The following is a 21234-nucleotide window of genomic DNA, read 5'->3' on the forward strand; positions in this document are numbered from 1 at the left end:
CAAGGGCGTAATTATCGTCGCATTTTGGCAGCCACCATGCGACCCGCCCTTCTCGATCCCCTGTTCGCCCCCGTCGCTTCGCTTCCCGGCGTCGGGCCGAAGCTCGCCGGCCTCATCGCCACGCTCCTCGGGCGGGAGGACGCCGACGACTGCCGGGTGATCGACCTGCTGATGCTGGCGCCGCACCGGCTGATCGATCGGCGTTACCAGCCCGGTATCGCACTCGCCCCGCAGGGCGCGATCGTCACCGTCACCGGCCGTGTCGACCGGCACCAGCCGCCGCCACGCGGCAACAGGAGCGTGCCCTACCGCGTCTTCCTGCACGACGACACCGGCGAGTTGGCGCTGACCTTCTTCCATGCGAAGGGCCCGTGGCTCGAAAAGACATTTCCGGTCGACGAGACCATCATGGTGTCCGGCAAGGTCGACTGGTTCAACGGCCGGCCGTCGATGGTCCACCCGGACTATGTGGTCAAGGCGAGCGAGGCGGACAGTCTGCCGCGCGTCGAACCGGTCTATCCGCTCACCGCCGGGCTCTCGCCGAAAGTGTTGCGCAAGGCGATCGAAAGTGCGCTGGAGCGCCTTCCCGAGCTTCCCGAATGGATCGATCCGCCGCTCGTCCAAAGACAGGGCTTCGAGCCGCCGAAGGCAAGCATCCTGCGGCTCCACAATCCGCGCGATGCGGCCGATGTCGAGGCACAGGCACCGGCGCGGCGGCGGCTTGCCTATGACGAATTTCTCGCCGGCCAGGTGTCGCTGGCGCTGGTGCGGCAGAGGCTGCGGCGGGTCGCGGGCTCGCCCGTCCACGCGACAGGGGCGATCAGCCACAAGATCCTCGCGGCCCTGCCCTTCTCGCTGACTGCCGGCCAGCAACAGGCGGTCGCCGACATCCTGAAGGACATGGGCGGGCAGACCCGCATGCTACGCCTCTTGCAGGGGGATGTCGGCGCGGGCAAGACGCTCGTCGCTCTGCTCGCGATGGCGGCGGCGGTCGAGAGCGGCGGCCAGGCGGTGCTGATGGCACCGACGGAAATTCTGGCAAGGCAGCACCATGCGACCATTTCCCGGCTCGCGGAGGCGGCCGGCATTTCGGTGGTCGTGCTGACCGGGCGCACCAAGGGCCGCGAGCGCGAGGCGATCCTCGAAAAGATCGCGAGCGGCGAGGCGCAGATCGTCATCGGCACGCACGCCCTCTTCCAGGAGACGGTGAGCTATCGCAACCTGCAGCTCGCCGTCGTCGACGAGCAGCATCGCTTCGGCGTGCACCAGCGGCTGCGCCTCACCGCGAAGGGGATATCGCCGCACATGCTGGTGATGACGGCGACCCCCATTCCACGCACGCTCGTGCTTGCCGCCTTCGGCGATCTCGACGTCTCCAAGCTCACGGAAAAGCCGGCGGGCCGCAAGCCGATCCATACGGTGACCGTCCCTTCCGAACGCACCAACGAGATCATCGACCGGCTCAGAAGTGCGGTTCGTGAGGGCAAGAAAGCCTACTGGATCTGCCCGCTCGTCGAGGAGTCCGACGTGACGGAACTGATGTCGGCCGAGGAGCGTCACGCGATCCTGACGCAGGCGCTCGGGGTGGATGTCGGGCTCGTTCACGGTCGCATGAGCGGTGCGGAAAAGGACGCCGCGATGATGGCGTTCAAGAACGGCGAAACCCGCGTTCTCGTCGCGACGACGGTGGTCGAGGTCGGCGTCGACGTGCCGGACGCGACGATCATGGTGATCGAGCATGCGGAGCGGTTCGGGCTCGCCCAGCTCCACCAGTTGCGCGGCCGGGTCGGGCGCGGCGCCGAAGCGTCGAGCTGCATTCTCCTCTACAAGGCACCCCTCGGCGAGACGGGCCATGCGCGGCTTTCCATCCTGCGTGAGAGCGAGGACGGTTTCCTGATCGCGGAGGAGGACCTGAAGCTGCGCGGAGAAGGCGAACTCCTCGGCACGCGGCAATCGGGCACACCGGGTTTCCGGTTCGCAAGTCTCGAACACCACGGCGACCTGCTGGAAACTGCCCACAAGGACGCCGGGTATATTCTGGAGAAGGATGCGGACCTCGTCTCGGAGCGCGGGCGGGCGCTGCGCATCCTGCTCTATCTCTTCCGCCGCGACGAGGCGATCCGCTTCCTCAGAGCGGGGTGAAAGCATCCTGCGGAACGGTCCTTAGCCGGCTAATTCTCGGCCGTTTCAGGGCTTCCAGACCGGAAAGACGGTTTCCACACTGCGCGGTTTGTAGTCCGGCATGACGAGACCGCCGGAGATCAGCAGCTTCGCCGCCTCTTCCGGCGTCATGTCGAGGAGCTTGATGTGGTCGCGCGGCACGAACATCAGGAAGCCGGCGGTCGGCACCGGCGTCGGCGGCAGGAAGACCGCGACCATTTCCCGACCGTCCTCGTTGAGGCGGGCGGCGATTTCTCCACGAACGTCGGTGGCGATGAAAACGACCGCCCACATGCCGGGGCTCGGGAACTCGACGAGGCCGACCCGCTTGAAGGACGAGGACTGGTCCTTCAGCACCGATTCGAAGATCTGCTTCAGGCTCTTGTAGAGCGTGCGCACCAGCGGCATCCGGTGGAGGACCCGCTCGGAAAAATCGACGACCGAGCGGCCGATCAGGTTCTTGCCCAGGAAACCGATCAGGGTGATCGAGACGACGGCGATCAGGAGGCCGAAGCCCGGAATGGCAAATTTCAGGTAGCTCTCGGGATCGATCCGGCTCGGAATATAGGGTTTCACCCAGCTGTCCGCCCAGCGGATGAACGACCAGGTGAGCCAGATGGTGATCGCCACCGGGGCGCAGATGATCAGGCCGGCGAGGAAGTTGTTTCTCAGCCGCGTCGCCAGGGACATCTTTTCGGGGAGATCGTTCATCGGTCGCCGCTATGCTGCATCGCCAAAGAAACCGGGGTGGAAGGCGACAATGCCGGATGGAACCGGGCCGTTCAAGGCCAAAGCGAGCAAATACTCGCGCGGAACGCCGGGCGTCGAGAGATCATGCTCGGTGCTGAATCCGAAGCGCCGGTAGTACGCCGGCTCCCCGACGAGGACGCAACCTCTCGCGCCATCCTCCTGCAGACGACGGAGGCCTTCGCGGACGAGGCGGCTGCCGATCCCCTGCCCTTGCCGGTCCGGCCGGACGGAAATGGGGCCGAGCGCGAACCAGCCCGGCTCGCCGCCTGAAAAGGTGACCGGCGAGAAGGCGACGTGACCGACCACCTCGCCCTGCTCCTCGGCGACGAGCGAGAGCGTCAGGACGCCCGCCGCCCGCAGTCTTTCGATGATGCGCGGTTCGCTGCCGTCGCTGTGCGGATGGCCATCAAAGGCGGCCGCCGTGACGGCGCTGATCGCCGCCTCGTCGCCCGCGCGCTCCGGACGCAGGATCACTCGACGGTCACCGACTTTGCGAGGTTGCGCGGCTGGTCGACGTCAGTACCCATGAAGACCGCCGTGTGATAGGCGAGCAACTGGACCGGCAGGGCGAAGACCATCGGCGCGATGAGCTCGGCGACGTTCGGCAGCACGATCGTCGCCATGGTCGGCAGCTTGGAGGCTGCCGCGCCCTTTTCGTCGGTGATGAAGATGATGCGGCCGCCGCGGGCGGCGACCTCCTGCATGTTGGACACCGTCTTTTCGAAGAAGCGGTCGTGCGGCGCGATCACGATGACCGGCATGTTCTCGTCGATGAGCGCGATGGGGCCGTGCTTCAACTCGCCGGCGGCGTAACCCTCGGCGTGGATGTAGGAAATTTCCTTGAGCTTCAGCGCGCCTTCGAGCGCCATCGGATAGCTGGTACCGCGGCCGAGATAGAGCACGTGGTGGAACTTCGAAAGCTCGCGCGCCAGGCTTTCCATCTGCGGCTGGATGTCGTTGAGCACGCCGCTCATGATGCGCGGCAGCTCCGACAGGCTGCGCACCATCTGCTTTTCTTCCGCCTCGGTCAGCGTGCCGCGCATACGGCCGGCGCCGATCGCGAGCGAAGCGAGCACCGCGAGCTGGCAGGTGAAGGCCTTGGTGGAGGCGACGCCGATTTCCGGGCCCGCTAGGATCGGATAGACGCCGTCGGACTCGCGCGCGATCGTCGATTCCTTGACGTTGACGATGCCGCCGATCCTCAGGCCCTGCTCCTTGCAGTAGCGGAGCGAGGCGAGCGTATCGGCGGTTTCACCGGACTGCGAGATGAAGAGTGCGGCCTCGTCCTTCGAGAGCGGCATTTCACGGTAGCGGAATTCCGACGCGACGTCGATCTCGACCGGCAGCCGGGCATAGCGCTCGAACCAATACTTGCCGACGAGGCCGGAGAGATAGGCCGTTCCACACGCGGAGACGGCCAGGCGCGACACCTTGCCGAAATCGATCGCGGTCTCGTCGAGACGGACCGTCTGGCTGTGGAAATCGATGTAGTTCGACAGCGCGTGGGAAATCACTTCCGGCTGTTCATGGATTTCCTTCTCCATGAAGTGCCGGTGATTGCCCTTGTCGACGAGGAAGGCGCTCGCCTGGGAAATCTGGTGCGGGCGTTCGACCGGCTTGCCGGAGAAATCGGTGATCTCTGCGCTGTCGTGGTGGATGACCGCGCAATCGCCGTCGACCATGTAGACGATGTCGTTGGTGAACGGCGCCAACGCGATCGCGTCGGAACCGAGGAACATTTCGCCCTTGCCGAAGCCGATCGCGAGCGGCGGCCCGAAGCGAGCGGCCATGATCGTGTCCGGATCGTTTTCGAACATCACGACCAGCGCATAGGCGCCGGTGACGTGGTTCAGCATGGCGAGCATCGCCGCACGATTGTCGTAACCCTGGCGGCGGTATTTCGCGATCAGCTGGGCGACGATTTCCGTATCGGTCTGCGTGGTGAAATGCGCACCCTCGCGCATCAGTTCGTCGCGCAGTTCGGCGAAGTTCTCGATGATACCGTTGTGGACGACCGCGACGCCTTCGACGAAGTGCGGATGGGCATTGGTTTCGTTCGGGACGCCGTGGGTCGCCCAGCGCGTGTGCGCGATGCCGATATTGCCGCCGAGCGGTTCGTCGGCAAGCCGCTTTTCCAGATTGAAAAGTTTGCCTTCGGCGCGCCGTCGATCCATCACGCCATTGTCGATGGTGGCGACACCGGCCGAATCGTAGCCGCGATATTCCAGTCGCTTCAGGGCGTCGACAAGGCGGCCCGCGACCGGCTTGTTACCAACAATTCCGACAATGCCACACATAGACTTCTCCGTCTGGTTTCATCAGCGAAAGCCAGTCCTAATCACTTTCCGGTTTTTCGCAATCAGCCCACAGGTCACATTCGGTTTCGCCGCGTTACGCAAGCTGCGGCAATCAGCCCTTCGCCTTCCTCGCCGCCTTGATGGCGAGGTTGTGCTCGCGGATCTGCTTTGCCCTCTCCGGCTTCACCACCTGCCGCGCACGGCCGAGCGCGAGCGCGTCGGCCGGGACGTCTTCGGTGATCACGCTGCCGGAGCCGACATAGGCGCCGTCGCCGACCGAAACCGGCGCGACGAGCGCTGTGTTCGACCCGATGAAGGCGCCGGCGCCGATATGAGTCTCGAACTTGTTCACGCCGTCGTAGTTGCAGGTGATGGTGCCGGCGCCGATATTGCTTCCCGCGCCGACGAAGGCATCGCCGATATAGGTCAGGTGGTTGACCTTGGCGCCGGCGCCGATCTCCGCCTTCTTGACCTCGCAGAAATTGCCGACCTTCGCTCCTTCCGCGAGATGAGCACCCGGCCGCAGCCGCGCGAACGGACCGACGGTAGCGCCCGCGGAGACATGGGCGCCTTCGACATGACTGAAGGCATGGATAACGGCGCCGCCCTCGACGGTGACGCCGGGACCGAAGACGACGTTCGGCTCGATCACCGCGTCCTGCCCGATCTCGGTGTCATAGGAGAGGAAGACTGTTTCGGGCGCGATCATCGTGACACCCGAAAGCATGATTTCGCGGCGTCGGCGCTGCTGCCAGAGCCGTTCGATATGAGCGAGTTCGGCGCGATTGTTGCAGCCGGAGAGTTCCTCTTCCGAGGCGTCGACGGCGACCGTCCTACCCCCGAGCGACCGGGCGATCTCGACGATGTCGGTCAGGTAGAATTCCCGCTTGGCGTTGTCGTTGCCGATGCGCTCCAGGAGCGCAAGCGCCTTGCGCCCGTCGATCGCCATCAGGCCGCTGTTGCACCAGGTAACGGCCCGCTCGGCATCGGTCGCATCCTTCTCCTCGCGAATCGCGACGAGCTCGCCGTTCTCGACGAGAAGGCGTCCGTAACCCGTCGGTTCATCGGTATGGAAGCCGATGACCGCAACATCGTGGCCTTCGGCGACGGCGGCACGCGCTGCCGCAAACGGCCCGTCAGTGATCAGTGGCACGTCGCCATAGGCGACCAGGATATCATCATAGCCCCTTGCGATCGCCTCGCGCGCGGCGAGCACGGCGTGTCCCGTTCCGAGCCGCTCCTTCTGAATGAAGGAAGAAACCCGAAGATCGTCGACCGCGGCTGCCTTCTCGACGGCCTCCGCGTCGCGTCCGACCACCAGCGCGACATCGCTGATCCCGGCTCGTGCGACCGCGGCCGCCACATGGGCGATCATCGGCCGCCCCGCCACTGGGTGAAGCACCTTCGATACCGACGATTTCATGCGAGTGCTGTCACCTGCGGCGAGGATGACAGCGAGACAACTGCGGGCCATGGAGCTCTCCGGAAACGCACTCTTCGGGATACATCCCTAGACGCAGTCCGGAAAGCCCGCAAGAGTGCCGAAAGTGAAAGAAGATCAAGGAGCGCCGACGGCCTCGTCGGAAAAGGTCTCCCGAGCACGGTCGCGACCGACCTGGATCACCTTCTCCATGGCGAGGCGCGCGGCCGCACCGTCACGGGCGGCAATCGCGTCGACGATCGCCATGTGGGACGCGCGCACTTCAGCAGCGCGGTGTCCGTCGGGCGAGCCCGACGAAAGGCGGAAAACACCGAAAAGCGCAGCCTCGATCAGGCTTCCCAAGGTCCGCATGAACGGGTTCCGCGACGCTGTCGCGAGCGTAAGGTGGAAGCGCAAGTCTGCGAAGGCAAGGCTTTCCGTCGTGTGGTCCGGGTTGCCGAGAGCTTCGGCGAGCTGACGCAGCAGGACGATTTGCTCCGGACTCGCCCGCTCGGCGGCGAGCGCGGCGGCAGCTGGCTCGAAAGCTTCGCGGATATCGTAGAGATTGAGAAGGAATTCCTCGCTGACGCCAGCCTCGAAATGCCACCTCAGGATGTCGCCGTCGAACATGTTCCAGAACTGGCGATCCGTGACCCTGGTTCCGATTCGCGCTTTGGGGACGACGAGCCCCTTGGCGGCGAGCGTCTTCATCGCCTCGCGCAGCACCGTGCGCGAGACATGGAAGCGCTTCGCCAGCTCGGGGTCGCCGGGAAGGACGCTACCGACCGGAAAACCGCCAGACACGATGGCCTTGCCGATTTCCTCGACAACTTGCCGGTGGCTCGTGTGCTTTCGGCGGACGAGCCCCATGGGATCAGGCATTTCACTCGGCAAGCGATATTCTCCTCGTTCGGGCTAGCTGCTGTCCTTTCGCGACAGGCCAAGAATTCCCTTTTGCAGCAAGATAAACGCAAACAGCAGAAAGCCTATTAGGATTTTAGTCCACCAACTTGAAAGTGTGCCATCGAAGGTGATGTAGGTCTGGATCAGGCCCTGGATCAGGATGCCGACGAAGGTGCCCGCGACGAAGCCGGTGCCACCGGTGAGCAGGGTACCGCCGATGACGACTGCGGCGATCGCGTCGAGTTCGACGCCGACGGCCGAGAGCGGATAGCCGGCCGACGTATAGAGCGAAAAGACGATGCCCGATGCGCCTGCGAGCAGCCCCGAGAAGGCGTAGGTGAGGATCGTCGTGCGACCGACCGGTACCCCCATGAGGCGGGCCGTCTGCACGCCGCCGCCGAGTGCGTAGACGTTGGCACCGAATCGGGTGCGATGGGCGATGAAGACGCCGACCAGGAAGACGAGCAGCATCGCCCCGCCGATCAGCGTCAGGCGTCCGCCGCCCGGCAGCTTGTAGAAGCTCTTGCGCACCAGCGCATAGAATTCGTGATTGACCGGCACGCTGTCGATCGAGAGCAGGAAGGCCATGCCGCGGGCGAGGAACATCCCGGCGAGCGTCACGATGAAGGCCGGCATTTCGAGGTAGTGGATGACCGCCCCCATCAGCGCGCCGAAGAGCGTGGTGATGACCAGCAAAAGGGCGAAGGCGGCGAGCGGGTGCACGCCCGTGTCTCGGAGCAGGACCGCCAGGAAGACGCCGGCAAAGCCGATCACCGCGCCGACGGAGAGGTCGATGCCGCCGGAGAGGATCACGAAGGTCATGCCGACGGCGGCGATGCCGAGAAAGGCGTTGTCGGTGATCAGGTTGCTGACGACGCGCAAGGACAGCATCGCCGGGAACTGCAGGGCGCAGACGGCATAGGCGACGACGAAGATGACGACGGTCGCGAGGACGGGCAGATATCTCGAGTTCATGTCCGACTACTCCCCGGCGCGCGTCGTTCGCCCGAGCCAGATGGCGGCGAAGGACTGCACGGCCGGCGACTGCACCACCAGAATGATGACGATGATCGCAGCCTTGATGATGAGGTTGAATTCCGGCGGGAAGCCCGAAAGCAGGATGCCGGTGTTGATCGCCTGGATGATCATCGCACCGAGGATCGAGCCGGCGATGGAAAAGCGTCCGCCGAGGAGCGAATTGCCGCCGACGACGACGGCGAGGATCGCATCGAGCTCGAGCCACAACCCGGCATTGTTTGCATCCGCGCCACGGATGTCGGCCGCGACGATGATGCCGGCGATCGCCGCCGCCAGGCTGCAGAGCATGTAGACGACGACGAGCAGCACCGGCGTGCGCACGCCGGCGATCGTGCTGGCACGGCGGTTGATGCCGACCGCCTCGACCAGCATGCCGAGGGCGCTGCGCCGCACCAGCGCCGCGACCGCGAGCGCAAAGGCCACCCAGATCAGCACCGGAACCGGCACGAGGAAGAGCGCTCCGCTGCCGATGAAGGCGAAGGACTGGTCGGTGAAGGTGAGGATCGTCCCCTCGGTAATGAGCTGCGCGATGCCACGACCGGCAACCATCAGCACCAGCGTGGCGATAATCGGCTGGATGTCGAGGACGGCGACGAGCAGGCCGTTCCAGACGCCGCAGAGAAGGCCGACGGCGAGGGCGAGCGCAAGTGCTACGACGAGTGGCTGCCCGTCGGCCACCGCGGTCGCCGCCACCGCGCCGCTGATGGCGATCACCGCGCCGACGGAAAGATCAATGCCCTTGGTGGCGATGACCAGCGTCATGCCGACGGCGAGCAGCGCGACCGGCGCGCCGCGGTTGAGAACGTCGATCAGGCTGCCGTAGAAGCGGCCGTTCTGCACGCCGATATCGAAGAAGCTCGGGAAGGCGATGAAATTCAGGGCGAGGATCACGAGAAGCGCGATCAGCTGCGGCGCAAGCCGCGCCCCCAGAGAACGGAGTGCCGCACTCATGCTGGTGTTCCTTCCGTATGCTGGGCGGCGATGGCATCGACGATCGACGCCGTCGTCATCTCCTCGCCGACGAGCTCGGCCACGTGGCGGCGGTCGCGCACCACGATGATGCGCGAGCTGTAGGCCAGTAGTTCCTCGAGTTCCGAGGAAATCACGAGGAGCGACATCCCCTTGTCGCAGAGATCCTCGATCAGACGGATGATCTCCGCATGGGCGCCGACATCGATGCCGCGCGTCGGCTCGTCGAGGATGAGGAAGCGCGGATTGGTCGCAAGCCAGCGGGCGAGGATCACTTTCTGCTGGTTGCCGCCCGAAAGCTGGCGGATCGGCTTTTCCCGATCCGTGGTGCGCACGTCGAGCGCGGCTATGTAGCGATCGGCGAGCTCGATCTGTTCGGCAAGCCGGATCGGACGCCACCAGCCGCGGCGCGCTTGCAGCGCGAGCGCGATGTTCTCGCGGATCGAAAGATCGCCGATGATGCCGTCGGTCTTGCGATCTTCCGGGCAAAAGCCGAGTCCATGCGCGACCGCGTCGCGCGGGCTGCCGATGCCGACCGTCCGGCCGTCGATTTCCGCCGACCCGCTGTCGGCCGGAGCGATCCCGAAGAGCGTCGTTGCCGTCTCCGTGCGGCCGGAGCCGAGGAGCCCTGCCATGCCGACCACCTCGCCCTGCCGGAGCGAAAGGTCGAAGGGCTGGATGTGCCCTCTCCTGCCGTAGCCGGAGAAGCGGAAACAGACGGGCCGGTCCTCCACCGTCTGGCGATGAGGTGTCGCCTCGACGGCTTCGAGATCGCGGCCGAGCATCATCGAGATCAGCGAGCGCCGGTCGAGCTCCGCGGTCTCCCGGCTGCCGACGAGACAGCCGTTGCGCAGGACGGTCACGCGGTCGGCGACCTCGTAGACCTGGCCGAGGAAATGGGTGATGAAGATGATCCCGAGGCCCCGCGCCTTCAGATCGCGCATGATCGAGAAGAGCATCTCGACCTCGCGGGTATCGAGGCTCGCCGTCGGTTCGTCGAGGATCAGCACCTTGCCGGAGAGATCGACCGCACGCGCGATCGCCACCACCTGCTGGATCGCGACAGGATAGCGGGACAGTTCTGCGCGCACGTCGATGTCGATGCCGTAGGTGGAAAGGAGACTTTCCGCCGCCGCGTTCATCCGCTTCGGATCGACGACGCCGAAACGGCGGGGCTGGCGGCCGAGAAAGAGGTTTTCGGCGACGGAGAGATTCCCGAGAAGGTTCACCTCCTGGTAGACGGTGCCGATGCCGAGCTTCTGGGCGGCATGGGTGTCGCGCGGGTCGATTTCCTCGCCGTCGAGCACGACGCGGCCGGCGTCACGGCGATAGGCGCCAGTCAGGCATTTGACGAGCGTCGATTTCCCCGCGCCGTTCTCGCCGAGCAGCGCGTGGATTTCACCGCGTCTCAGGCCGAAATCGACGTGGTCGAGCGCCGTCGCTCCCGGAAAATACTTGCACAGCCCGGAGGCCGCGAGAATCATGGATTGGTTGTCGGTCATTCCAGCTCCAGCCCGAGGAAAGCGTCACCGCTTGCCGCCGCGTTTCGTGCGGCAGCAAGCCGGGTTGCGGGTGCCCGGTTCGGCAAGGGAGACCGGAACGAGGCACCCGGACGGGCAGATCAGTAGCCGAGACCCTTCTTCTCCTCGTAGACCTTCTTCGGATCGTCGGCCTGGGTGTAGAGCTTCGATTCCGTCTGGATCCACTTCGGCGGCATGGTGCCGTCCTTCTTGTACGCTTCCAGGGCGTCGAAAGCCGGGCCCGCCATGTTCGGCGTCAGCTCGACAGTCGCATTGGCTTCACCGGCGGCCATCGCGAGGAAGATGTCCGGAACAGCGTCGATCGAGACGACGAGGATATCGGTTCCGGGCTTCAGACCGGCTTCCTTGATCGCCTGGATAGCGCCGACGGCCATGTCGTCGTTATGGGCATAGAGGGCGCAGATGTTCTTGCCGCCGTCTTCCGCCTTCAAGAAGCTCTCCATGACTTCCTTGCCCTTGGTGCGGGTGAAGTCACCCGTCTGGCTGCGGACGATCTTGAGATTGTCGTGACCGGCAATTGCTTCCTCGAAGCCCTTCTTGCGATCGATTGCAGGCGACGAACCGGTGGTGCCCTGAAGCTCGACGATGTTGCAGGGCTTGTCGCCGACCGTCTTGACCAGCCAGTCGCCCGCGACCTTGCCTTCGTGCACGAGGTCCGAGGTGACGGCCGTCATGTAGAGATCCTTGCTCGCATCGACCGTGCGGTCGAGCAGGATGACCGGGATTTCGGCATCCTTGGCTTCTTCCAGAACTTCGTCCCAGCCGGTCGCAACGACCGGGGCGACGAGGATGGCATCCACGCCCTGTGCGATGAACGAGCGCAGAGCCTTGATCTGGTTTTCCTGCTTCTGCTGCGCATCGGCGAATTTCAGGTCAACGCCGCGCTTTTCAGCCTGCTGCTTGGTGAGTGTGGTTTCAGCAGCGCGCCAGCCCGATTCCGAGCCGATCTGCGAGAAACCGACGACCATGCCGTCCGCCATTGCGGAACCGAACATGCAGCCAGCAAGAACCGTCGCGCTCGCGAGCGCTTTCAACAACTTCATGATTTCCTCCCGTTTGAGTCTTCTCCCAAGACGAGAACCTATAAATCATATAGTATGACTTTTGTAAACGGGCATCGTGTCGTCGCGGCATGACATTTGACAAAAAAAAGAGGGCGCCCGACGGCGCCCTCCACAAAATACTCGAAGCTGGAGCCGACGCTTATTGCGGCAGCTTGTCGTCGACGCCCTGGATGTAGAAGTTCATGCCGAGCAGCGTGCCGTCGTCCGACTTCTCGCCGTCCTTCAGCCAGGGCGAGCCGTCCTGCTTGTTGATCGGGCCGGTGAAGGGATGCAGCTCTCCGGACTTGATCTTGGCTTCGGTTTCCTCGGCCATCTTCTTCACGTCGTCCGGCATGTTGGTGTACGGCGCCATCGTGAGGATGCCGTCCTTCAGGCCGTCCCAGATCTGCTCGGACTTCCAGCTGCCGTCGAGCAGTGCATTGGTGCGCTTGACGTAGTAGGCACCCCAGGTGTCGGTGATCGCCGTCAGCTGCGTGTTCGGGCCGGCAGCAATCATGTCGGAGGCCTGACCGAAGGCCTTGATGCCGCGCTCGGCAGCAACCTGCATCGGCGCGGTGGTGTCGGTGTGCTGGGTCAGGATATCGACACCCTGGTCGATCAGCGCCTTGGCGGCGTCGGCCTCCTTGCCCGGATCGAACCAGGTGTTGGCCCAGATGACCTTCACCTTGAAGTCCGGATTGACCGACTGTGCGCCGTGGACGAAGGAGTTGATGCCCATGACCACTTCCGGGATCGGGAATGAGGCGATGTAGCCAGCGACGCCCTTCTCAGACATCTTCGCGGCGATCTGACCCTGGATGTAGCGGCCTTCATAGAAGCGCGAATTGTAGGTCGCGACGTTCGCAGCGGTCTTGTAGCCGGTCGCATGCTCGAACTTCACGTCCGGGAACTTTTCCGCGACCTTGAGGGTGGCGTCCATGAAGCCGAAGGAGGTGGTGAAGATCAGGGCACAGCCGGAGCGGGCCATGCGCTCGATCGCGCGCTCGGCGTCCGGGCCTTCCGGAACGTTTTCGAGGAAGGCGGTCTCGATCTTGTCGCCGAGTTCCTTTTCGAGTTCCTGGCGGCCGCGGTCATGGGCCTGGGTCCAGCCGCCGTCGGTCTTCGAACCGACATAGACGAAGCAGATCTTCTTCTTGTCCTCGGCCTGGGCGCCGCTGGCAATCGAGAAAACCATCGCCGCGGTCGCGGCGAGTGCGAATGCTAGTTTCTTCATGGTGACCCCTTTTGTGTTGGAAGGTTTTTCTGAACGTTGCCTGCTGCCGTCACCTGTCCGGCACGAAGGCCTTGCCGAGGCAGGCCGGCGTGTTGATCAGTGTCGTGCGGCGATTATGGGAAATGATGACGAGGACGACAATAGTGGCGGCATAGGGCAGCGCCGAGAGGAACTGGGACGGAATGCCGACCCCCATTGCCTGCGCGTGCAGCTGCCCGATGGAGACGGCGCCGAAGAGATAGCCGCCGGCAAGCACCCTCCAAGGCCGCCAGGAGGCGAAGACGACCAGCGCGAGTGCGATCCAGCCGCGCCCCGCGGTCATGTTCTCCACCCATTGCGGCGTGTAGATGAGCGAAAGCTGGGCGCCGGCGAGCCCTGCACAGGCGCCGCCGAAGAGGACCGCGAGATAGCGCGTGCGGATGACGCGGATGCCGAGCGCATGGGCAGAGGCGTGGTTGTCGCCGATCGCCCTGAGCTTCAGTCCCGTGCGGCTTTTGAACAGGAACCAGTTGACCCCGACGACCAGCGCGACCGACAGGTAGAAGATGATGTCCTGGCGGAACAGCACCGGGCCGAGGAAGGGAATTTCGGAAAGCAGCGGTATCGTGATCGGCTGGAGTTTGATGCCCGGCGCGCCGACATAGCTTTCCCCCAGCATGCCGGAGGCGCCGAGCCCGAGCAGCGTCAGCGCAAGGCCGGTCGCGACCTGGTTGGCGACGAGCGTCAGCGTGAGGAAGCCGAAGAGCAGCGAGAACAGAGCACCGCTGGCGATCCCGGCGAGGAGACCGATGTAGGGTGAGCCGGTGATCTGGGTGACGGCGAAGGCGCCGACCGCGCCCATGACCATCATGCCCTCGACGCCGAGGTTCAGCACGCCGGCGCGTTCGGTGACGAGTTCGCCAAGTGCCGCGACGACGAGTGGCGTGGCGGCGGTGATGACGGTGAGAAGGATCGCTTCGAGCATCAGTTGCGTCCTCCCTCGATCGCCGTCCTCACCCGGTCGACGACGATCCGTATCCTGTAGTGGATCAGCGTGTCGCAGGAGAGCACGAAGAACAGGAGAAGCCCCTGGAACACGCGGGTGACCTTGTCGGAGACGCCGATCGACAGCTGTGCGGCCTCGCCACCGAGATAGGTGAGTGCGAGCACGAGGCCGGAGGCGACGATGCCGAGCGGATTGAGCCGGCCGAGGAAGGCGACGATGATCGCGGTGAAGCCGTAGCCGGGCGAGATGATCGGCTGCAGATGGCCGATCGAGCCCGAGACCTCGGCGATGCCGGCAAAGCCGGCGAAGGCTCCGGAAAGCAGCATCGAGAACCAGATCATCTTGCGGGAGGAAAAGCCGGCAAAGCGCCCTGCCCGTGCCGACTCTCCGAGCACCGTCACCTCGAAGCCCTTGAGCGTGAACCGCATCATGAACCAGACGAGCACCGCCGCAACCAGCGCGAAGACGATCGACCAGTGCGCGCGGCCGGACGATTCCACGACGGCCGGCAGGACTGCCTCGGTCGCGAAGGTCCGCGTTTCGGGAAAGTTCATGCCCTGCGGATTGCGCCAGGGGCCACGCACCAGCCAGTCGAGGAAGAGCTGGGCGATATAGACGAGCATCAGGCTCGTCAGGATCTCGTTGGTGTTGAAATGCGCCTTCAGCAGCGCCGGGATACCGGCATAGAGCGCGCCGCCGATCGCGCCCATGACCAGCATCAGCGGCAGGACCAGCGGCGAATGCCATTCGAAGAAGACCACCGGCAGGATCGACCCGGCGATCGCGCCCATGATGAACTGGCCTTCCGCGCCGATGTTCCAGTTGTTCGACCGGTAGCAGACCGAGAGCCCGACGCCGATCAGGATCAGCGGGCCGGCCTTGATCGCCAGTTCATGCAGCGACCAGACCTCAAGCAACGGCTCGATGAAGAAGGAATAGATCGCATCGACCGGGTCCTTGCCGAGCAGCCAGAACATGATGCCGCCGAAGACGACGGTGAGGACCATGGCAAGCAGCGGCGACAGCACGGAAAAGAGCGGCGAGCCACCGGGGCGTTTTTCGAGTTCAATGCGCATGGGCGGGCTCTGGCTCGGCTTTGCTTTCGTGCAATCCGCCCATGAGAAGGCCGATCTTCTCGCGGGTCATGGCGGCGGCAGGTTCGGCGGGCGAGAGCCGGCCCTCGGAAATCACCGCGATGTCTGTCGCGATCTCGAAGATCTCGTCGAGATCCTGGCTGATGACAACCACCGCCGAACCGCCGCGGGCGAGATCGATCAGCGACTGGCGGATGCGGCTCGCTGCACCGGCGTCGACGCCCCAGGTGGGTTGATTGACCACCAGAACCGATGGCTGGCGATCGAGCTCGCGCCCGACGATGAACTTCTGCAGGTTGCCGCCGGAAAGCGAGCCGGCGAGCGGATCGTCGCCGCTCTTGCGGACGTCCATCGCCTCCGCGATCCGTTTGGCGGCCGCCCGGACGACCGAGTGACGGACGAGGCCGAAGACGCCGCCGGTCAGGAACGCCTTGCGATCCGAGCGATGGCGGGCGAGCACGAGGTTGTCGGAAAGCGGTAGCGTACCGATCGCGGCGTGGCCTTGCCGCTCTTCCGGAACGAAGCCGGCGCCGAGCAGCCGCCGCTCGTTGATACCGAGGCGGCCGACGGCCTGGCCGCGAATGCGGATCGCGTCGCGACCGGCGACCGGATACTCGCCGGACAAGGCGTCGAAGAGTTCGCTCTGGCCATTGCCGGCCACACCGGCGATCGCCAGCACCTGCCCTGCCCTCACCGTCAACGCGACGTCCTTCAACGCGACGGCGAAGGGTGTGCGGGCCGGTGCGGAAAGCGCTTTCACCTCGAGCTGCACCGCGCCCGTGTCAGCCGTGCCCGTGTTGTGAACGATGGCGATGTCGCTGCCGACCATCATGCGGGCGAGCGAGGCCGGTGTTTCCTTTCGGGGATCGCATTCACCGGTGACCCGGCCGTGACGCAGCACAGTGGCGCGATCGCAGATGCGCTGCACTTCTTCGAGCCGGTGGCTGATATAAAGGACCGAACGGCCCTCCGCCTTCAGCTTTGCGAGCGTCTCAAAGAGCCGGTCCGCTTCCTGCGGGGTGAGCACCGAGGTCGGCTCGTCGAGGATGATGAGTTTCGGGTTCTGCAGCAGCGCGCGGACGATCTCGATCCGCTGGCGTTCACCGACGGAGAGGTCGGCGACGTGGGCGCCGGGATCGAGCGGCAGGCCGTAGAGACGGGAAAGCTCCTCGGCCTTCTTTGCGACCGCCGCGAGCGGGATACCGTCATCGAGTGACAGCGCGATGTTTTCGGCGACCGTCAGCGCCTCGAAGAGCGAAAAGTGCTGGAAGACCATGCCGATGCCGAGCCGGCGTGCGGCGGCCGGAGAGGCGATCGAAACCGCACCGCCCTGCCAGGCGATCTCGCCGGCGCTCGGGGCGAGCACGCCGAACAACATCTTGACCAGCGTCGACTTGCCGGCGCCGTTCTCACCGAGGAGGGCGTGGATCTCTCCCGGCCTGATGTCGAAATCAATGCCCTGGCAGGCCGCGAAGCTGCCGAACAGCTTCGTCAAGCCGCGGACCGCCAGAAGGCTGCCGGTTCGCGATGCCTCGATGTCCGTCACGCGATCCCCTCTTTTCATCCTTGCGGCCCCTTGTCCGCATGAGCATTCAGGGGATCAGCAAGGTCGTTCCGCTTGTTTTTCTTGATTCCAGATCCTCATGGGCGCGACGGGCGTCGGCCAAAGGATAGGTCTGATTGATATTGATACGCACTTTGTTGCTCCGCACAACATCAAACAGAGAATTTGCACAGGCCGCCAGTTCGGCCGGCGTCGCGATGTAAGCGAAGAGCGACGGGCGCGTCGCATAGAGCGAGCCCTTCTGTGCCAGAAGGCTCATGTCGAACGTCTCGACCGGCCCGGACGACTGGCCGAAGAGCACCCACATCCCGCGCGGCTTCAAGCAGTCGAGCGACCGCGGGAAGACGTCGCGGCCGACGGAATCGTAGACGACGTCGACACCCTTGCCGCCGGTCAGGTCCTTGACGCGGGCGACGAAGTCGTCGTTGCGGTAATCGATGACGTGGTCGTAGCCGTGGCGGAGCGCGAGTTCGATCTTTTCCGGCGAGCCTGCCGTGCCGATGACCGTTGCGCCGAGCGCCTTCGCCCACTGGCCGGCGATGAGACCGACGCCGCCGGCGGCCGCGTGGAAGAGGAGCACCGTGCCCGGCCCGACCTTGTAGGTGCGGTTGAGCAGGTATTCCGCCGTCATGCCCTTCAGCATCATCGCGGCCGCCGTCTCGAGCGGGATCTCGTCCGGCACCTTGACGAGATGGCGGGTGGCGACGTTGCGCTCGACCGCATACGCGCCGTCCGCTCCGGCATAGGCGACCCTGTCGCCGACACGGAAGTCCGTGACGCCCAGACCGACGGCCGTCACCGTTCCTGCCGCTTCCTTGCCCGGCACGAACGGCAAACCGTTCGGCGCCTTGTAGAGCCCGGTGCGGAAGTAGACGTCGATGAAGTTGAGGCCGACGGCGGCGTGGCGGATCTGTACCTCGCCGGCGGCAGGCGCGGCAAGGTCGACCTCTTCGAGCCGAAGCACGTCCGGGCCGCCGAGGTCGCGGATCAGGATTGCCTGCGTCTTTGCCATGATAAAAGCCTCCTACTTTCGTCCGAGCGAGGGGAAGAATTGCAGCACGGCGCCGATCCCGTAGAGATAGATGCCGGTTGCGACGAAGCCGACGACGACCCATTGCGGGGTCGCAAAATGCAGGAGCAGCGCATAGATGCCGAAGGCACACCAGGCGAGGAAGACGGCAATGTTGACCGGCCGCAGCCGCTCCACCCTGACCGGATGCAGAAAATGGATCGGCAGGAAGGTCAGCACCACCGACACCACCACGACGGACAACGCCGTCGTCGCCGAAGCGTCGATGACGAACAGCGAGAAGACGATCATGTTCCACACGACAGGGAATCCGGAGAAGAAATATTCGTCCGTCTTCATGCCCATGTCCGCGTAATAGATCGCGCTCGACACCACGATCATGCCTGCGGCCACGAACGACCACGGTTCGCCGATCATGCCGCTCTGGTAGAGCGCGAAGGCCGGCAGCAGCACGTAGGTCACGTAGTCGATGATGTTGTCCAGCGTATCGCCGGACCAGTTGGGCAGCACCTCCTTCACGCGCACCTTGCGGGCGATCGGCCCGTCGATGCCGTCGACGAGCAACGCCAGCCCGAGCCACCAGAACATGTCGACGAACCGGCGCTCGGCCGCGGCGACCACGCCGAGAAAGGCGAGGAAGGAGCCGGAGGCCGTCAGGACGTGAACGGAAAAGGCGCGGATTTCGGCATAGGGCACACGGCGGTAGTTGAAGATTTTCATGCTCTTTGTCGGTCCCCTCTTCGCCTCGGCTACGGGTATCCGACGAATCGGCGCGTTTTGCAACGGCGCGCGCTCGGCGCTCCCCGGTTTCGCGCCTTTGCCGTCCTGAAGCCGCTTGCCCTGGCTGCGCCGGATCACCGGTCGTATTTGTCCCATGGATTCGAACGCGCGAAGCGCCTATATCGAACGACGAGGACCGGAGTGACCGCCGTCGTGTGGCAGTGGTCGTATCGATGAATTGCGATACATGCATCCGGAGCGAACGGTTGACGCGGATGGAAGCGATGAAGCATTTCGAAGTTGCGGTTGTCGGTGCGGGACTGGCCGGCTCGATTGCGGCGCTGGCGCTGGCCCGCGGCGGTCGCTCGGTGGCGCTCGTCGCACCGGAGCGCGAGATCGTCGACCAGCGCACCACGGCGCTGATGGAGCAATCGATTCGCTTCATGGAACGGCTGGGGCTCTGGGATGAAATCCGCCCGTCTGCGGAAGCGCTTTCGACCATGCAGATCATCGACGGCACCAAGCGGCTGCTGCGGGCGCCGGTCGTCGCCTTCCGCAGCGCCGAGATCGGGCTGGACGCCTTCGGCTATAATATCCCGAACGAAGCGCTGATTTCCGTATTGAAGAAGGCTGTCGCCGCCGAAAACAACATCACCGGCATCGCCGGCGCGGCCGAACGCATCGAGATCGGCGGCGACCGCGTTGTCATCACGCTCGAAGACGGCGAAGTGGTGACCGCCGACTTTGTCGTCGGCGCCGATGGCCGAGGTTCCAGGACGCGGGAAAGTGCGGGTGTTACCGTGCGCAAGTGGTCCTATCCGCAGACGGCGGTGGTGCTGAATTTCAGGCACACGCTGCCGCACCGCAACGTCTCGACCGAGTTTCACGGCGAATCGGGGCCGTTCACCCAGGTTCCCCTGCCCGGTCTCCGCTCGAGTCTCGTCTGGGTCGTGGAGCCCGCCGAAGCTACGCGGCTCACCTCGCTTTCTCTTGAGGCACTGAGCGGCGAGGTCGAGAAGCGGATGCAGTCGATGCTCGGCAAGGTGACGGTTGAGGATGGCGTCCAGGCCTGGCCGCTCTCCAGCATGACGGCGGTGCGTTTCGGCAAGGGCCGGGCCGCCTTCATCGGCGAGGCGGCGCACGCCTTCCCACCGATCGGCGCGCAGGGGCTCAATCTCAGCCTGCGCGACGTGATGGCGCTCGTTGAAATCCTCTGCTCTCGAGCCGACCGTCCCATCGATCCCCGCGCCGGCGACAGCTTCGACCGCCGCCGCCGCATCGACGTCGTCAGCCGCACGGCGAGTGTCGACCTCCTCAACCGTTCGCTGCTGTCCGATTTCCTGCCGGTGCAGGTTCTGAGAACCGCGGGCCTTCACCTGCTGTCTGGCTTCGGGCCGCTGCGCCAGCTGGTGATGCGCGAGGGTGTCGAGCCCGGACGCGGCTTCTCCGCGCTGCCGCTCTTCCTGAAGGAACGGCTGAGCGTCAGGGGAAGAGGTCGGGCGGCAGAAGACCGGTCGTAATCGCGTAGAGCAGACCCGAGACCGTCAGCACCGAAAGCACCGTCGTGATCAGGATCGTCGCCGATGCGCGCTCCTGCCAGACGCCGTATTGCTGGCCGATGACGAAGACGTTGGTCGCCGTCGGCAGCGAGGCGAGCAGGACGGCGGTGTAGATCCACAGCGGGTCGAAATTGCCGGCAAGGCCAAGCACGAGCCAGGCGAGCAGCGGATGCAGGAGCAGCTTGACCGGGACGATGTAGCCGATCTCGGCGGGAATGCGTTTCAGCGGGCGAAGTGCCAGCGTGACCCCCATGGCGAAGAGAGCGCAAGGGGCGGCGGCCTGGGCGAGATAGTCGATGAGGCGCTGCAGTGCCAGCGGCGGCTCGAAGGAGAAGGCAGCGGCGAGGAACCCGATCGCCGTCGCAATGATGAAGGGATGGGTGACGATCCGCTTCACCACATCGGCAGCCACCGCCGCGCGCGGACGGGCATCGCCCCCGGCAAACGCCATGAGGGCGGGCGCGGCGATGAAGTGGGCGGCATTCTCGAAGCAGAAGACCAGCGCGACCGGCACTGCCGCCGCCTCGCCGAAGGCGAGAAGTGCGAGCCCCGGCCCCATGTAGCCGATATTGCCGTAGGCGCCGGCAAGCGCCTGGATCGTGCAGTCGGCGATCGAATTGCCCCGGACGAAGCGGCCGATCAGGAAGACGAGCACGAAGATCGTGTAGGTCGCCGCGAGTGAGGCGGCGATGAAGTCGATGCGCGTCAGTTCCGAAAGCGGCGTGCGCGAGACGAGCTTGAAGAACAGCGACGGCAGCGACACGTAGATAACGAAGAAGTTCAGCCAGCCGAGGGCAGTCGCCGGCTGGCGGCCGAGCTTGCCGGAGATGTAGCCGATCAGGATCAGCCCGAAGAACGGGAGAACCAGTGCGATGATGTCGGCCATGGGCGCGTCCCGCTTCCTCTTCCGCGTCCGGGCGCTCGGCC

Annotated in this window: 18 protein-coding genes; 2 read left to right on the plus strand and 16 right to left on the minus strand. The window is 64.9% G+C overall.

The genetic code is table 11. From position 1 onward, the window contains the following. Positions 1-36 precede the first annotated feature (36 nt). On the plus strand, positions 37-2142 hold the full coding sequence (recG, locus tag EUU22_RS04480) for an ATP-dependent DNA helicase RecG (RefSeq protein WP_129330870.1): 2106 nt from the start codon (positions 37-39) through the stop codon (positions 2140-2142). 45 nt (positions 2143-2187) lie between these two features. Here recG and EUU22_RS04485 read toward each other — a convergent pair whose 3' ends face one another. From EUU22_RS04485 to pcsA, 15 genes are all read right to left on the minus strand, one after another. Next, the gene (locus tag EUU22_RS04485; RefSeq protein WP_129330871.1) at positions 2188-2871 is read right to left on the minus strand and encodes a DUF502 domain-containing protein; all 684 of its coding nucleotides are present in this window, start codon (positions 2869-2871) and stop codon (positions 2188-2190) included. 9 nt (positions 2872-2880) lie between these two features. Next, positions 2881-3384: a GNAT family N-acetyltransferase gene (locus EUU22_RS04490; protein WP_129330872.1), complete on the minus strand. Its 504-nt coding sequence runs from the start codon at positions 3382-3384 to the stop codon at positions 2881-2883. Continuing rightward, positions 3381-5207, minus strand: a complete 1827-nt coding sequence (gene glmS / locus EUU22_RS04495; protein WP_129330873.1) for a glutamine--fructose-6-phosphate transaminase (isomerizing) — start codon at positions 5205-5207, stop codon at positions 3381-3383. Before glmS ends, EUU22_RS04490 begins: the two co-directional genes overlap by 4 nt. Positions 5208-5319: 112 nt before the next feature. After that, positions 5320-6681, minus strand: a complete 1362-nt coding sequence (glmU, locus tag EUU22_RS04500; protein ID WP_129330874.1) for a bifunctional UDP-N-acetylglucosamine diphosphorylase/glucosamine-1-phosphate N-acetyltransferase GlmU — start codon at positions 6679-6681, stop codon at positions 5320-5322. Positions 6682-6765: 84 nt separating this feature from the next. Then, positions 6766-7509 carry a FadR/GntR family transcriptional regulator gene (locus EUU22_RS04505; RefSeq protein ID WP_129331469.1) on the minus strand — a complete coding sequence of 248 codons (744 nt, stop codon included), beginning with the start codon at positions 7507-7509 and terminating at the stop codon, positions 6766-6768. Between the two features lie 33 nt (positions 7510-7542). Next, on the minus strand, positions 7543-8505 hold the full coding sequence (gene yjfF / locus EUU22_RS04510; protein ID WP_129330875.1) for a galactofuranose ABC transporter, permease protein YjfF: 963 nt from the start codon (positions 8503-8505) through the stop codon (positions 7543-7545). A 6-nt stretch (positions 8506-8511) separates the two neighbouring features. After that, positions 8512-9519, minus strand: coding sequence for an ABC transporter permease (locus EUU22_RS04515; RefSeq protein WP_129330876.1), 1008 nt, complete (start codon positions 9517-9519; stop codon positions 8512-8514). Beyond that, positions 9516-11039 carry a galactofuranose ABC transporter, ATP-binding protein YtfR gene (gene ytfR / locus EUU22_RS04520; RefSeq protein WP_129330877.1) on the minus strand — a complete coding sequence of 508 codons (1524 nt, stop codon included), beginning with the start codon at positions 11037-11039 and terminating at the stop codon, positions 9516-9518. Before ytfR ends, EUU22_RS04515 begins: the two co-directional genes overlap by 4 nt. A 119-nt stretch (positions 11040-11158) precedes the next feature. After that, positions 11159-12121, minus strand: coding sequence for a galactofuranose ABC transporter, galactofuranose-binding protein YtfQ (gene ytfQ, locus EUU22_RS04525; RefSeq protein WP_112689649.1), 963 nt, complete (start codon positions 12119-12121; stop codon positions 11159-11161). 160 nt (positions 12122-12281) lie between these two features. Then, positions 12282-13355, minus strand: a complete 1074-nt coding sequence (locus EUU22_RS04530; RefSeq protein ID WP_129330878.1) for a BMP family ABC transporter substrate-binding protein — start codon at positions 13353-13355, stop codon at positions 12282-12284. A gap of 49 nt (positions 13356-13404) precedes the next feature. Further along, on the minus strand, positions 13405-14319 hold the full coding sequence (locus EUU22_RS04535) for an ABC transporter permease (protein WP_129330879.1): 915 nt from the start codon (positions 14317-14319) through the stop codon (positions 13405-13407). Continuing rightward, complete coding sequence (locus EUU22_RS04540; protein ID WP_129330880.1) at positions 14319-15416, minus strand: ABC transporter permease; 1098 nt, start codon at positions 15414-15416, stop codon at positions 14319-14321. The genes EUU22_RS04535 and EUU22_RS04540 overlap by 1 nt, the downstream gene beginning before the upstream one ends. Continuing rightward, positions 15406-16980 (minus strand): ABC transporter ATP-binding protein, encoded by a 1575-nt coding sequence (locus EUU22_RS04545; protein WP_245484909.1) that lies wholly within the window; start codon positions 16978-16980, stop codon positions 15406-15408. The genes EUU22_RS04540 and EUU22_RS04545 overlap by 11 nt, the downstream gene beginning before the upstream one ends. Before the next feature lie 46 nt (positions 16981-17026). Beyond that, a complete protein-coding gene (locus tag EUU22_RS04550; protein ID WP_129330882.1) occupies positions 17027-18010 on the minus strand; it encodes a quinone oxidoreductase family protein in 984 nt (327 codons plus the stop codon). A gap of 12 nt (positions 18011-18022) precedes the next feature. After that, positions 18023-18748, minus strand: a complete 726-nt coding sequence (gene pcsA, locus EUU22_RS04555) for a phosphatidylcholine synthase (RefSeq protein WP_129330883.1) — start codon at positions 18746-18748, stop codon at positions 18023-18025. A 284-nt stretch (positions 18749-19032) separates the two neighbouring features. On the opposite strand from pcsA, the gene EUU22_RS04560 reads away from it, so the two are divergent. Continuing rightward, the gene (locus EUU22_RS04560; protein WP_129330884.1) at positions 19033-20268 is read left to right on the plus strand and encodes a UbiH/UbiF family hydroxylase; all 1236 of its coding nucleotides are present in this window, start codon (positions 19033-19035) and stop codon (positions 20266-20268) included. On the opposite strand, the gene EUU22_RS04565 is transcribed toward EUU22_RS04560, so the two are convergent. Next, complete coding sequence (locus EUU22_RS04565; RefSeq protein WP_129330885.1) at positions 20231-21193, minus strand: AEC family transporter; 963 nt, start codon at positions 21191-21193, stop codon at positions 20231-20233. The two genes, EUU22_RS04560 and EUU22_RS04565, sit on opposite strands and share 38 nt — an antisense overlap. Positions 21194-21234: the final 41 nt, after the last annotated feature.

The sequence above is a fragment of the Ciceribacter ferrooxidans genome (genome assembly GCF_004137355.1).
GTDB lineage: Bacteria > Pseudomonadota > Alphaproteobacteria > Rhizobiales > Rhizobiaceae > Allorhizobium > Allorhizobium ferrooxidans.

Coding starts and splice junctions, on each gene's coding strand:
- recG (WP_129330870.1), top strand. CDS start 37: ATGCGACCCGCCCTTCTCGATCCCCTGTTCGCCCCCGTCGCTTCGCTT.
- EUU22_RS04485 (WP_129330871.1), bottom strand. CDS start 2,871: ATGAACGATCTCCCCGAAAAGATGTCCCTGGCGACGCGGCTGAGAAAC.
- glmS (WP_129330873.1), bottom strand. CDS start 5,207: ATGTGTGGCATTGTCGGAATTGTTGGTAACAAGCCGGTCGCGGGCCGC.
- glmU (WP_129330874.1), bottom strand. CDS start 6,681: ATGGCCCGCAGTTGTCTCGCTGTCATCCTCGCCGCAGGTGACAGCACT.
- EUU22_RS04505 (WP_129331469.1), bottom strand. CDS start 7,509: ATGCCTGATCCCATGGGGCTCGTCCGCCGAAAGCACACGAGCCACCGG.
- yjfF (WP_129330875.1), bottom strand. CDS start 8,505: ATGAACTCGAGATATCTGCCCGTCCTCGCGACCGTCGTCATCTTCGTC.
- EUU22_RS04515 (WP_129330876.1), bottom strand. CDS start 9,519: ATGAGTGCGGCACTCCGTTCTCTGGGGGCGCGGCTTGCGCCGCAGCTG.
- ytfR (WP_129330877.1), bottom strand. CDS start 11,039: ATGACCGACAACCAATCCATGATTCTCGCGGCCTCCGGGCTGTGCAAG.
- ytfQ (WP_112689649.1), bottom strand. CDS start 12,121: ATGAAGTTGTTGAAAGCGCTCGCGAGCGCGACGGTTCTTGCTGGCTGC.
- EUU22_RS04530 (WP_129330878.1), bottom strand. CDS start 13,355: ATGAAGAAACTAGCATTCGCACTCGCCGCGACCGCGGCGATGGTTTTC.
- EUU22_RS04535 (WP_129330879.1), bottom strand. CDS start 14,319: ATGCTCGAAGCGATCCTTCTCACCGTCATCACCGCCGCCACGCCACTC.
- EUU22_RS04540 (WP_129330880.1), bottom strand. CDS start 15,416: ATGCGCATTGAACTCGAAAAACGCCCCGGTGGCTCGCCGCTCTTTTCC.
- EUU22_RS04550 (WP_129330882.1), bottom strand. CDS start 18,010: ATGGCAAAGACGCAGGCAATCCTGATCCGCGACCTCGGCGGCCCGGAC.
- pcsA (WP_129330883.1), bottom strand. CDS start 18,748: ATGAAAATCTTCAACTACCGCCGTGTGCCCTATGCCGAAATCCGCGCC.
- EUU22_RS04560 (WP_129330884.1), top strand. CDS start 19,033: ATGAAGCATTTCGAAGTTGCGGTTGTCGGTGCGGGACTGGCCGGCTCG.
- EUU22_RS04565 (WP_129330885.1), bottom strand. CDS start 21,193: ATGGCCGACATCATCGCACTGGTTCTCCCGTTCTTCGGGCTGATCCTG.